At 64.1% G+C, this 11768-nt stretch carries 22 protein-coding genes; all 22 read right to left on the minus strand.

Annotated features, from left to right (window positions below; genetic code table 11):
• Positions 1–66 precede the first annotated feature (66 nt).
• The 22 genes from rpsD to rplP all read right to left on the minus strand — a co-directional run bounded on the left by rpsD (position 67) and on the right by rplP (position 11760).
• A complete protein-coding gene (gene rpsD / locus ELR45_RS09115; RefSeq protein WP_129665301.1) occupies positions 67–675 on the minus strand; it encodes a 30S ribosomal protein S4 in 609 nt (202 codons plus the stop codon).
• Between the two features lie 34 nt (positions 676–709).
• Positions 710–1111 (minus strand): 30S ribosomal protein S11, encoded by a 402-nt coding sequence (rpsK, locus tag ELR45_RS09120; RefSeq protein ID WP_129665303.1) that lies wholly within the window; start codon positions 1109–1111, stop codon positions 710–712.
• Between the two features lie 50 nt (positions 1112–1161).
• Positions 1162–1539, minus strand: coding sequence for a 30S ribosomal protein S13 (gene rpsM, locus ELR45_RS09125; protein ID WP_129665305.1), 378 nt, complete (start codon positions 1537–1539; stop codon positions 1162–1164).
• 235 nt (positions 1540–1774) lie between these two features.
• Positions 1775–1888 carry a 50S ribosomal protein L36 gene (gene rpmJ, locus ELR45_RS09130; protein WP_129665307.1) on the minus strand — a complete coding sequence of 38 codons (114 nt, stop codon included), beginning with the start codon at positions 1886–1888 and terminating at the stop codon, positions 1775–1777.
• A gap of 72 nt (positions 1889–1960) precedes the next feature.
• On the minus strand, positions 1961–2182 hold the full coding sequence (gene infA, locus ELR45_RS09135) for a translation initiation factor IF-1 (RefSeq protein ID WP_129665309.1): 222 nt from the start codon (positions 2180–2182) through the stop codon (positions 1961–1963).
• A gap of 393 nt (positions 2183–2575) precedes the next feature.
• Positions 2576–3052 carry a DUF1707 SHOCT-like domain-containing protein gene (locus ELR45_RS09140; protein WP_129665311.1) on the minus strand — a complete coding sequence of 159 codons (477 nt, stop codon included), beginning with the start codon at positions 3050–3052 and terminating at the stop codon, positions 2576–2578.
• A gap of 439 nt (positions 3053–3491) precedes the next feature.
• Complete coding sequence (gene map / locus ELR45_RS09145) at positions 3492–4319, minus strand: type I methionyl aminopeptidase (RefSeq protein WP_129665313.1); 828 nt, start codon at positions 4317–4319, stop codon at positions 3492–3494.
• A gap of 10 nt (positions 4320–4329) precedes the next feature.
• Positions 4330–4902 carry an adenylate kinase gene (locus tag ELR45_RS09150; protein WP_129665315.1) on the minus strand — a complete coding sequence of 191 codons (573 nt, stop codon included), beginning with the start codon at positions 4900–4902 and terminating at the stop codon, positions 4330–4332.
• Positions 4899–6212: a preprotein translocase subunit SecY gene (gene secY, locus ELR45_RS09155; protein ID WP_129665317.1), complete on the minus strand. Its 1314-nt coding sequence runs from the start codon at positions 6210–6212 to the stop codon at positions 4899–4901. The genes ELR45_RS09150 and secY overlap by 4 nt, the downstream gene beginning before the upstream one ends.
• Before the next feature lie 178 nt (positions 6213–6390).
• The gene (gene rplO, locus ELR45_RS09160) at positions 6391–6843 is read right to left on the minus strand and encodes a 50S ribosomal protein L15 (protein ID WP_129665319.1); all 453 of its coding nucleotides are present in this window, start codon (positions 6841–6843) and stop codon (positions 6391–6393) included.
• Positions 6844–6847: 4 nt separating this feature from the next.
• A complete protein-coding gene (gene rpmD / locus ELR45_RS09165; protein WP_129665321.1) occupies positions 6848–7030 on the minus strand; it encodes a 50S ribosomal protein L30 in 183 nt (60 codons plus the stop codon).
• Positions 7027–7644, minus strand: coding sequence for a 30S ribosomal protein S5 (gene rpsE, locus ELR45_RS09170; protein ID WP_129665323.1), 618 nt, complete (start codon positions 7642–7644; stop codon positions 7027–7029). Before rpsE ends, rpmD begins: the two co-directional genes overlap by 4 nt.
• 31 nt (positions 7645–7675) lie before the next feature.
• Positions 7676–8059, minus strand: coding sequence for a 50S ribosomal protein L18 (rplR, locus tag ELR45_RS09175; RefSeq protein WP_129665325.1), 384 nt, complete (start codon positions 8057–8059; stop codon positions 7676–7678).
• A gap of 2 nt (positions 8060–8061) precedes the next feature.
• Complete coding sequence (gene rplF, locus ELR45_RS09180) at positions 8062–8601, minus strand: 50S ribosomal protein L6 (RefSeq protein WP_129665327.1); 540 nt, start codon at positions 8599–8601, stop codon at positions 8062–8064.
• A gap of 21 nt (positions 8602–8622) precedes the next feature.
• Complete coding sequence (rpsH, locus tag ELR45_RS09185) at positions 8623–9030, minus strand: 30S ribosomal protein S8 (protein WP_129665329.1); 408 nt, start codon at positions 9028–9030, stop codon at positions 8623–8625.
• Between the two features lie 70 nt (positions 9031–9100).
• A complete protein-coding gene (locus ELR45_RS09190; protein ID WP_129665331.1) occupies positions 9101–9286 on the minus strand; it encodes a type Z 30S ribosomal protein S14 in 186 nt (61 codons plus the stop codon).
• Between the two features lie 4 nt (positions 9287–9290).
• Positions 9291–9854, minus strand: a complete 564-nt coding sequence (gene rplE / locus ELR45_RS09195) for a 50S ribosomal protein L5 (protein ID WP_129665333.1) — start codon at positions 9852–9854, stop codon at positions 9291–9293.
• Positions 9854–10192 (minus strand): 50S ribosomal protein L24, encoded by a 339-nt coding sequence (rplX, locus tag ELR45_RS09200; RefSeq protein ID WP_129665335.1) that lies wholly within the window; start codon positions 10190–10192, stop codon positions 9854–9856. Before rplX ends, rplE begins: the two co-directional genes overlap by 1 nt.
• Positions 10193–10195: 3 nt before the next feature.
• Positions 10196–10564, minus strand: coding sequence for a 50S ribosomal protein L14 (gene rplN, locus ELR45_RS09205; RefSeq protein ID WP_129665337.1), 369 nt, complete (start codon positions 10562–10564; stop codon positions 10196–10198).
• Positions 10565–10775: 211 nt separating this feature from the next.
• On the minus strand, positions 10776–11084 hold the full coding sequence (gene rpsQ, locus ELR45_RS09210; protein WP_129665339.1) for a 30S ribosomal protein S17: 309 nt from the start codon (positions 11082–11084) through the stop codon (positions 10776–10778).
• Entirely contained in the window at positions 11081–11341 is a 261-nt protein-coding gene (gene rpmC / locus ELR45_RS09215) for a 50S ribosomal protein L29 (RefSeq protein WP_129665341.1), read from the minus strand. Before rpmC ends, rpsQ begins: the two co-directional genes overlap by 4 nt.
• Positions 11341–11760: a 50S ribosomal protein L16 gene (gene rplP / locus ELR45_RS09220; protein ID WP_129665343.1), complete on the minus strand. Its 420-nt coding sequence runs from the start codon at positions 11758–11760 to the stop codon at positions 11341–11343. The genes rpmC and rplP overlap by 1 nt, the downstream gene beginning before the upstream one ends.
• Between the last annotated feature and the right edge of the window lie 8 nt (positions 11761–11768).

The following is an 11768-nucleotide window of genomic DNA, read 5'->3' on the forward strand; positions in this document are numbered from 1 at the left end:
GGGTGGCTGGGGGCCGCAGCCCCCAGCACCGATATTCAGTTGGTCGAGCGATGCTCGGGCGAGGCTCTACTTCTTCGAGTAGAACTCGACGATGAGCTGCTCCTGCACCGGCGTGTCGATCTGCTGCCGGGTGGGGAGCTGGTGGACCAGGACACGCATGGCGTTCGGGACCACTTCGAGCCACGCCGGCACCGTGCGCTCGCCATGTGTCTCACGAGCGATGATGAACGGCGTCATCTCCTTGGACTTGTCTCGCACGTCGATCACGTCGTGCTCACCCACCTGGTACGAGGGGATGTCGACCTTCCTGCCGTTGACGAGGAAGTGGCCGTGTACGACGAGCTGGCGCGCGTGACGCCGGGTGCGGGCGAGGCCGGCCCGGTAGACCACGTTGTCCAGGCGCGCTTCCAGGATCTGCAGCAGCCGTTCGCCGGTGCGACCCTTCGTCTTGTTGGCCTGGTCGTAATAGCGGCGGAACTGCTTCTCCAGAACGCCGTACGTGAACCGCGCCTTCTGCTTCTCGTGCAGCTGGACGCGGTACTCGCTCTCCTTCTGCCGCGCTCGGCCATGCTGGCCCGGCGGGTATGGACGCCGCTCGTAAGCCTTGTCCTCGCCCAGCAGATCCACGCCGAGGCGGCGCGACTTCTTAGTGATGGGGCCGGTGTATCGAGCCATTGTGGTACTTCAACTCCTCGTGATCTCGGGCTTGTCAGACGCGGCGGCGCTTCGGCGGGCGGCAACCGTTGTGCGCCTGCGGCGTCACATCCGAGATCGAACCGACCTCGAGGCCGACGGCCTGCAGCGACCGGATGGCGGTCTCACGGCCCGAGCCCGGACCCTTGACCAGGACGTCGACCTTGCGCATGCCGTGCTCCTGTGCACGCCGCGCTGCGGCCTCAGCGGCCATCTGGGCGGCGTACGGGGTCGATTTACGCGAGCCCTTGAAGCCGACCTGGCCAGCGCTGGCCCACGAGATCACATTTCCCTGCGGGTCAGTGATCGACACAATCGTGTTGTTGAACGTGCTCTTGATGTGCGCAACACCGTGCGCGACGTTCTTTCGTTCCTTGCGACGCACCTTAGTGGGGGTGCGGCCTTTGGCTGGTGGCATTGATGGTTCTCCTGTCCGAAAAGTCTGTTGCGGTCAGCGCCGCGGGAAGGTCACTTGCCGGCCTTCTTCTTGCCGGCCACGGTCTTCTTCTTGCCCTTACGAGTACGGGCATTGGTGTGCGTGCGCTGACCACGGACAGGAAGCCCGCGGCGGTGCCGGATGCCCTGGTAACTACCGATCTCGATCTTCCGGCGAATGTCGCCCTGCACTTCGCGGCGCAGGTCACCCTCGGTCTGGTAGTTGTTCTCGATCCAGTCACGGAGCTTGATCAGCTCGTCGTCACCCAGGTCTCTGACTCGAAGGTCCGGACTGATGCCGGTCTCCTTCAACGTCTCGAGCGCACGGGTACGGCCGATGCCGAAGATGTAGGTCAGGGCGACCTCCAGGCGCTTCTCGCGCGGGAGGTCGACACCAACAAGGCGTGCCATGAGTCGTGCTTCTCCTCTTCTCTTGGCCGGGCGCAGAAACACCCCTGAGCCAAGAACATGCGAAGGTCTGGACGCATCGCATCTCGGTCACGTCGTACGGTGCCGAGCCCCGGCCTTCGCACCGGGGGTAGGCGCCCATCTCCATGATCATTCGGAGCCAGGCGCTGCTGATACGCTGTGCGGTTATTCAGTTGTCATCAGGTGGCGCTGATGGCGCCACATGGTGGCGACGCGATCAGCCCTGGCGCTGTTTGTGCCGAGGGTTGCTGCAGATCACCATGACCCGGCGATGCCGGCGGATCACTCTGCAGTGGTCGCACATGGGCTTGACGCTCGGTTTGACCTTCATCAGATCTCTCTCATCAACGCGTACTGTTCTCAGGTTCTGCCGCTGTCAGTTCCCGCCAGCACGTCAGCGCGGTTACTTGTATCGGTAGACGATCCGACCACGGGTCAGGTCGTACGGACTAAGCTCCACTACAACCCGGTCCTCGGGGAGGATCCGGATGTAGTACTGACGCATCTTCCCGGAAATATGCGCGAGCACCTTGTGACCGTTATCGAGCTCGACCCGGAACATAGCGTTCGGGAGAGCCTCAGCCACGGTGCCCTCGATCTCGATGACGCCGTCCTTTTTCGGCATAGCCTCCGCACTTCTTTGGTCTTGGTCGTCTGCCTGCGACATACTGGACCCTCACTGCTGGACGATTCCAACGGCGGCCTGGTCATACCCCTTCCCTGACAAATCGCATCAGGAATCAGCCGCAAGGGCGGGACCAAGCAAGTCACAGTAGGCCAACGCCAGATTCTACGCCACAATGGCCAGGCTGACCAAACTCGGCCTCTGGCGGTCCCTCCCCATGCCGAGTTACCTAAAGCCTGTAGTGCCAGCGGCTGGTGGGGAGGTCGAATTTCTTCTCGCTCTCACGCGGCCGGCGGGCGGCTTGGCTTGAGCTGGTCGCGTTGATCTGCCGCCGTGAAGAAGATCGGTCGAAGAATTTCGGCCTCCCCACCAGCGCATCCGGCAGCGCTCGGATCACGAGCGGCCCGGGTCTCCCCACTTGGACCGATACCCCAGCTCTCCGGTGCCCAGCAGTACGCCCCACGGCCCAGCCACCCAGAGCGGCCAGAAGTACTGGACGCCGTTGTCGGTCGCCGCGAGCACCAACATCCAGATCACCATGCACAGCGCGACTGTCGCACCGTAGACCCACCAGTTGACGGTGAGGAACATCCGCGAGACCCTCTGGGCGGTGATCTTACGCTCCGGTGCAGCAGCCGAGCGCGGCCTTCGCATCACCTGGCCGGTGATCTCAGCAGGGCGACCGCGGGCGATCGGCAGATCTTCGATGATCTGATCCAGATCGCGGTACGTGCGGGCGGAGTAGGCCGACTCGATCCGCTGCAACAACTCGTCTTGGGCCAGCCGACCGTCACCGTGAGCGTCTCGGAGTATCTCCGCAACCCGCTCCCGGTCCGAGTCACCGGCACGCATGTCTGAACGGCTCGCCATGGTTCAAGTATCCGCCTGTCGGCGGGCCGCCACCATGGGGGTAACCCCCGATTCGCCCCTCAGGGACCTGGCGGCCACCAGAAGGTGGGGAGAGAGTCTCCGTCCAAGGAAGCTCCGGCATCGACCGCGAGGGGCACGAGCCGATGAGGACCCACAGACTTCGAGCCCTCAGCGTTTGGTGACCACAGAAGGTGGGGGAGGAAGATGTCCCGGCCAGGGAAGGCTCGGGCATCGGCGTGGGAGGAGCGCAGCGACGACCTCGCCGCGGGCGAGGACGGGACAGCTTCCTCCCCCGCCGGCCAACTGGCCCCACAGGTCTCAGTAAGCCGAGACCATGGAGGCTTCCCGCGACGACCTCGCCGCGGGCGAGGACGGGACAGCTTCCTCCCCCACCGTCGCTGTCCCCACAGGTCTCAGTAAGCCGAGACCAACGAGGCCGTCAGCGATCCCCACTACCAGTGGCCGCACCCAACGATGCCAGGCGCGCTGCTCCACCATCCGGCGCGGTAAGCACGAGCGGCCCCTTGTCCGTCACCGCGATGCTGTGCTCGAAATGCGCCGACCACGACCCGTCGACACTCTTCACCGTCCACTCGTCGTCGAGCGTGTAACAGGCGGGGTCGCCCATGGTGATCATCGGTTCGATGGCGAGGCACAGGCCCGGCCGCAGCTTTGGTCCGCGTTGCCGGGTCCGGTAGTTCATGACGTGAGGATCCTGGTGCATCGCCGTCCCGATGCCGTGACCGCCGTACTCTTCGACGATCCCGTAGTCAGGGTCCCGAAACCGCACCAGGTTCTCGACCGCGGTACCGATCTCCCGCAAACGCTGTCCCGGCCGCATTGCCGCGATCCCGGCCCACAGCGAGTCCTCACAGTCGGTCAGCAGCCGTCGTACGTCTTCGGAGACCTCACCCACTGGGATCGTCACCGCGGCGTCACCATGCCAACCATCGACGATGGCTCCGAAGTCCAGCGAGACGATGTCGCCTTCCTGGAATGGGGTGTCGTTCGGGATTCCGTGAACCACCACGTCATTCACGGAGACGCAGATGGTCGCAGGGAAGCCGTGGTAACCAAGAAAGTTCGACGTCGCTCCCCGCGCCGCCAATTCGCGGCGGGCGATGGCGTCGAGGTCACGCCCAGTAGCACCGGGCACCACGGCGTCTCGCATGACCGCGTGGACCTCGCTGACCACCAGACCGGCGGCACGCATGCCCTCCAGTTGGGGTTCGGTCTTGATCTCCAGCCTCTGCCGTCCGGCGCCCATCATGCGACCGCTACGAATTCGCGGTGATCGCGTTCTCGACGCGCGCCGCGACCTCCTCGACATGCCCCAACCCATCGACACGCAGCAGCAGGCCGCGCTCGGCGTACACCGCCGTCAACGGAGCGGTCTGTTCTTGGTAGACATGGAGCCGGTTCCGGATCACTTCTTCGGAGTCGTCGGTACGACCTTCCTCCGCAGCGCGTTTCAGCAGCCGCGCGACGATCTCTTCCTCGTCCACCACGAGCTCGATGACATGCTCGAGCGACGCGTTCTGGTCGGCCAGGACCGAGTCGAGGAACTCCACCTGGGCCAGGGTGCGAGGATACCCGTCGAGCAAGAACCCGTTTCCGGCATCCGGCTGTGAGAGTCGATCCTGCACCATGTTGTTGGTGACCTCGTCAGGTACATAGTCACCGGCATCCATATACCGCTGCGCTTCGATACCCAAGGGCGTCTGCTCGGAGGCGTTGGCCCGGAAGATGTCACCAGTGGATATCGCCGGGATGCCGAAATAGTCGGCCACCAGCTGCGCCTGCGTACCTTTACCTGCGCCCGGAGGGCCCATGATCAGAAGACGTGTCACTTCAAGAAACCCTCGTAGTTGCGTTGCTGGAGCTGACCTTCGATCTGCTGCACGGTCTGCAGACCGACACCCACCATGATCAGGATGCTCGTTCCACCGAACGTGTTACTGAACGCCATACCCATACCCGGGTTGATGATGTTGAACGCCATCAGCGGCAACAGCGCCACCAGGCCGAGGTAGATCGCGCCGGCCGAGGTGATGCGATTGAGGATGTACGCCAAGTACTCCTCTGTCGGACGTCCGGCACGGATTCCTGGCACAAAGCCACCGTACCTCTTCATGTTGTCCGATATGTCCTTCGGGTTGAAGGTGATGGACACGTAGAAGAACGCGAAGCCGACGATCAAAAGGAAGTAGAACAAGAGATACAGCGGGTGATCACCGCGCTGGAAGTGCCGTTCGACCCAGCCTGCCCAACTCGCCTCCGCGTTGAACTGCGCCGCCAACATCGGCACATAGAGCAGCGACGAGGCGAAGATCACCGGGATGACGCCGGCCTGGTTGATCTTGAGTGGGATATACGTCGATGATCCGCCGTACATCCGCCGGCCGACCATCCGTTTCGCGTATTGCACCGGGATCCGGCGTTGCGACATCTCGACGAAGACGATCAGAGCGACGACGACGAGAGCCACGGCCAGCACGATGGCGAAGATTCCCCAGCCACGGTTGACCTGGATGTTCCAGAACATCCCCGGGACGCTGGCCACGATCTGCGTGAAGATCATCAACGACATGCCATTGCCGACCCCACGGTCAGTGACCAACTCGCCGAGCCACATCACCACTGCGGTACCCGCCGTCATGGTGAGGATCATCAGCGCCAGCCACGCCACCGAGTTGTTCACCACGATGTCCTCGGCGCAGTTCGGGAAGAACTGACCGCTCTCCACCAGCGTCACGATCGTGGTGGCCTGAAGGATCGCCAAGCCGACGGTGAGATAACGGGTGTACTGGGTGATCTGCGCCTGGCCGGACTGGCCCTCCTTCTTCAGGGCCTCCAGCTTGGGGATCACCACAGTCAGCAACTGGAAGATAATCGCCGAGGTGATGTACGGAATGATGCCGAGCGCGAAAATCGCCAGGTTCATCAGCGCGCCGCCGGTGAACAGATCTAGCATTCCGTACAGGCCGAAGCCCTCTTCACCGGTGTTGTCCGGATCGGCACAGATCTGAACGGCCTCGACGTCGATGTTCGGCGACGGGACGCTCGAACCCAACCGGAAGAGGACGATGATGCCCAGTGTGAAGAGCAACTTCCGGCGTAGGTCAGGCGTACGGAACGCCTGAGCGAACACTCTGAGCACTTCACTGCCTCCTGGAGGTCGACGCGCCCGCCGTCCTCGATCGTCTCGGTTTTCCCCTCGGCGGACGCGTGCCGAGCACAGCACCCACCTCCGGGACGATAACGTACCCGGGCCTCAGCCACCAGCCGGCTCCCGCTCAACGCGGCGCCGGGGCTGGCAGGCCCCGGGTACGTCACCCCTACAGTTCCGTTGCTGTTCCCCCAGCGGCGGTGATCTTGTCCTTGGCGGATGCCGAGAACGCGTTCACGACCACTTCGAGCTTGACCGATACCTCACCTGTGCCGAGCACCTTCACCGGGCGCCCCTTGCGGACCGCGCCGTTCGCCACCAGGCCCTCGACGGTCACGGTGCCACCGTCAGGGTAGAGCTCGGACAGCTTGTCCAGGTTCACCACCTGGTACTCGGTCTTGAACGGGTTGTTGAACCCCTTCAGCTTGGGCAGACGCATGTGCAGCGGCATCTGGCCACCTTCGAACCTGGCCGGAACCTGGTTACGCGCCTTGGTTCCCTTGGTGCCGCGGCCAGCGGTCTTGCCTTTGGAGGCCTCGCCGCGTCCCACCCTGATCTTCGACTTCTTGGCACCAGGGGCGGGGCGCAGATGGTGCGGCTTCAGCGGAGACTCACCACTCATCGCCTCAGTTCACCTCCTCGACGGTCACAAGGTGCGCGACCTTGTCGACCATGCCGCGGACCTCCGGACGATCCGCGCGGACGACCTCGTCGCCGATGCGCTTGAGTCCTAAAGAACGCAACGAGTCACGCTGCGTGGAGGTTCCGCCGATTTTGCTCTTGACCTGTCGTATTCTCAGCTCGCTCATGCCCCGGCCTCCGCTCGCGCCCGCAGCAATGCGGCGGGAGCGACGTCTTCCAGCGGCAACCCACGACGGGCGGCCACCTGCTCCGGACGTTCCAGCCCGCGCAGCGCGGCCACCGTCGCATGCACGATGTTGATCGCGTTCGACGATCCCAGCGACTTGCTCAGCACGTCGCTGATGCCGGCGGCCTCCAGGACCGCTCGGACGGGTCCACCCGCGATCACACCGGTACCGGGCGAGGCCGGGCGCAGCAATACCATGCCGGCCGCCTTCTCCCCGTTAATCGGGTGCGGGATGGTGCCCTGAATGCGCGGAACCTTGAAGAACTGCTTCTTGGCTTCCTCGACACCCTTGGCGATCGCCGCCGGTACCTCTTTCGCCTTGCCGTAGCCGACGCCGACGGTACCGTCACCGTCTCCGACGACTACCAGTGCGGTGAAGCTGAAACGCCTACCACCCTGCACAACCTTCGCGACACGGTTGATGGCGACGACGCGCTCGATGTAGGCGGTCTTATCCGCCCCGCCGTCACCGCGACGGTTGTCGCGGTCGCGACGGTCGCGGCGTTCGCGGCGCTCGCCACCGGCGCCGCCACCGCGACCCTGTGGTCCAGCCATGATCTCCCTACTTCCTATCGACTCGTCGTCTCTACAGTTCCAGCCCCGACTCGCGGGCGCCATCGGCTACCGCGGCCACTCGGCCGTGGTATTGGTTGCCGCCCCGGTCGAAGACCACGGACTCTACGCCAGCGGCCTTCGCCCGCTCGGCGACCAGTTCGCCCACCTTGCGGGCCTTGGCGGTCTTGTCAGCCTCCAGGGCACGCAGGTCGGCCTCCATGCTCGACGCCGACGCGACGGTGTGCCCAGCAGTGTCGTCGACCACCTGCGCGACCATGTGGCGCAGCGATCGGGTCACCACCAGGCGCGGCCGCGCCGGGGTTCCGCTGACCTTCTTGCGGACCCGCAGGTGCCGCCGGCCTCGCGCAGCCGCCTTCTGGCCACGCCCGACGTGGCGGTTGATCGCGATACCCATGGTTACTTACCAGCCTTTCCGACCTTGCGCCGGACCTGTTCGCCCTCGTAGCGAATGCCCTTGCCCTTGTAAGGCTCCGGAGGCCGCATGCCCCGAATCCGGGCGGCGACGTGGCCGACGCGCTGCTTGTCGATGCCCTGCACTGCGAACTTGGTCGGCGACTCGACGGTGAACGTGATGCCGTCCGGCGCCTGGAACAGGATCGGATGGCTGTACCCGACGGCCAGCTCGATGTCCGAACCCTTTGCCGTGACGCGGTAACCGACACCGACGATCTCGAGCTTCTTCTCGTAACCGTTGGTCACACCGGTGACCATGTTCGCCACCAACGTACGAGTGAGACCGTGCAGAGCCTTACTCTCGCCCTCGTCGTTCGGACGGCGTACTTCGAGCGAACCGTCGTCCACCCGCTCCAGTTCGATGATGTCCGGCAATGTGTGCTGCAGCGTTCCCTTCGGGCCCTTGACCGTCACCTCACGGCCGTCAAGCGCGACGTCCACTCCGGACGGCACCGAGATGGGGAGCTTGCCAATACGCGACATGTCTCTTTGACTCCCTTCCGGTTACCAGACGTAGGCGAGGACTTCCCCGCCCACACCCTGCTTGGTCGCGGACCGGTCGGTGAGCAGGCCGTGCGAGGTCGAAATGATCGCCACGCCCAGTCCGCCGAGCACCTTCGGCATGTTGGTGGCCTTCGCGTACACCCGCAGACCGGGCTTGCTCACGCGACGCACGCCAGCGATGGAACGCTCGCGGGACGGGCCGTATTTCAGGGACACGATCAGAGTCCGGCCGACGTTGCCCTCGGCGGGCTCTTCGACACTGAAATCGCTGATGTAACCCTCTTGCTTGAGGATCTCGGCGATGTGCGCCTTCAGCTTGCTGTAGGGCATAGCCGCCGAGTCGTGGTACGCCGAGTTGGCGTTCCGCAGACGGGTCAGCATATCCGCGATTGGATCGGTCATGGTCATGGTCGTATGAGCCACTTTCCCGCCGTGGTTTCCGAACGTTGAGGACCTACGGCGACTTGTGTTTGCACGTTTACCAGCTGGACTTCGTCACACCGGGGAGCTCGCCACGGTGCGCCATCTCCCGCAGGCACACCCGGCACAGGCCGAACTTGCGGTACACCGAGTGCGGCCGTCCGCACTTCTGGCACCGCGTGTACGCGCGTACGGCGAACTTCGGCTTCCGCTGTGCCTTGTTGATCAGCGCTTTCTTCGCCACCTCGTCACTGCTCCTTAAACGGGAAGCCCAGGTGCCGCAGAAGCGCCCGGCCTTCATCGTCGTTCGTGGCTGTCGTCACGACCGTGATGTCCATGCCGCGCACCCGGTCGATCTTGTCCTGGTCGATCTCGTGGAACATCGACTGCTCGTTGAGACCGAACGTGTAGTTGCCGCGGCCATCGAACTGCTTCGGAGACAGCCCACGGAAGTCACGGATACGAGGGAGCGCGATGGTGACCAGCCGGTCCAGGAACTCCCACATGCGGTCGCCACGCAATGTCACGTGTGCGCCGATCGGCATCCCCTCGCGCAGCTTGAACTGTGCGATGGATTTGCGGGCCTTCGTCACCGCGGGCTTCTGCCCGGTGATCGCCGCCAGGTCACGTACGGCGCCGTCGATGAGCTTGGCGTCCCGGGCGGCCTCGCCGACACCCATGTTCACGACGACTTTGCTCACCCCAGGCACCTGCATGATGTTGCCGATGCTGAAATCATCCCGCAGAGCGGAGATGATCTCGTCGCGGTAGCGCTGCTTCAGTCGGGGAATGGTGACTGTGGATGTGCTCATCAGATGTCCTCACCGGTGCGCTTGGCGTACCGGACCTTGTTGCCGTCCTCGTCGAAGCGGTAGCCCACGCGGGTGCCGACCGTCTTCTTCTCGCCATCTACCTCGACGTCCACCGCAAGCTGCACGTTGGACACGTGGACCGGGGCCTCCTGATGGACCAGGCCGCCGCTCTCCAGGGTGCCTCGCCGGTCGCGCTGCACCTTCTCGTGCTTGGTGATCTGGTTCACGCCCTCGATCACCACCTTCTGCTGGCGCGGGTAGGCGTGGATGACCTTGCCGACCATTCCCTTGTCGCGGCCGGCGGTCACCACCACTTTGTCGCCCTTTTTGACACGCATGAGTTAGAGCACCTCCGGGGCGAGAGAAATGATGCGCATGAAGCGCTTCTCCCGAAGTTCACGGCCGACGGGACCGAAGATGCGGGTGCCGCGCGGGTCACCGCCGTCCCTGAGAATCACTGCCGCGTTCTCATCGAACCGGATGTAGGAGCCGTCCGGACGACGGCGCTCCTTCACTGCCCGCACGATCACGGCCTTGACGACGTCACCCTTCTTCACACCACCGCCGGGTATAGCGTCCTTCACGGTCGCTACGATGACGTCGCCGATGCCGGCGTAGCGCCGGCCAGAGCCACCGAGCACGCGGATGCACAAGAGTTCCTTGGCACCCGTGTTGTCGGCGACTCGTAGTCGCGACTCCTGCTGAATCATCTCTCTAGGCTCCTGTTTGTCGCGCCGGTTCTCAGCGTCGAGCTCCGCTCAACGGCTGAGCCTGACGGAACGGACCTGGGGGCCGGGCCCCCTGGGCTTTGTCTTCAGTTCTCTCGGGCTGTGCGGGAAACTCGCTTCCCGCACACTGTCCACTTTTCCCACCGACCCAACGCAATCGCTGTTGGGAAGTGCAGGGGCGGAGCCCCGCAGGTTACTTCGCCTTCTCCAGGATCTCGACGACACGCCAGCGCTTCGTGGCCGACTGCGGCCGCGTCTCCATCAGAAGTACGCGATCGCCCTGCCCCGCAACGTTGTTCTCATCGTGAGCCTTGAGCTTGCTGGTCCGCCGCACGATCTTGGCGTACCGCGGATGCCTGAAGCGGTTCTCGACCGCCACGACGACCGTCTTGTCCATCTTGTCACTGACCACGTAGCCCTCGCGCACCTTGCGGTACCCGCGGGCCTCCTCAGTCTTCTCGCTCGTCTCTGTCACCGAAGTGTCCTCGCTCGTCGGGCTCATGCGGCATCTTCCTTCGCCGCTTTGTCGGACGGCGGCGCCGGTGTGATGCCGAGCTCTCGTTCGCGCATGACCGTGTAGATCCGCGCGATGTCGCGCCGCACCGCCTTGAGCCGACCGTGGCTCTCCAGCTGCCCGGTGGCAGCCTGGAAACGGAGGTTGAACAGCGTCTCCTTGGCCTTGCTCAGTTCTTCCACCAGGTCGCTGTCGCTCTTGTCGCGCAGCGAGTCAGCGTCGAGGTTCTTCGATCCGACCGCCATCACAGATCACCTGTCTCGCGTGTCACGATCTTGGCCTTCATCGGCAGCTTGTGAATCGCGCGGGTGAGGGCCTCACGTGCCACCGTCTCGTTCGGGTAGGACAGTTCGAACATGATCCGCCCCGGCTTGACGTTGGCCACCCACCACTCCGGCGAACCCTTACCCGAACCCATCCGGGTCTCCGCAGGCTTCTTCGTCAGCGGACGGTCCGGGAAGATGTTGATCCACACCTTTCCGCCTCGCTTGACGTGCCGTGTGATGGCGATACGTGCGGCTTCGATCTGGCGGTTAGTCACGTAGTGACCCTCAACCGCCTGGATGCCGAACTCACCGAACGCCAACGACGTGCCACCCTTCGCGACGCCGCGCCGCTTCGGGCTGTGCTGTTTGCGGTGCTTGATCTTGCGAGGAATCAGCACGACCTCAC

This window comes from Phytoactinopolyspora endophytica (assembly GCF_004138495.1).
Lineage (GTDB): Bacteria > Actinomycetota > Actinomycetes > Jiangellales > Jiangellaceae > Phytoactinopolyspora > Phytoactinopolyspora endophytica.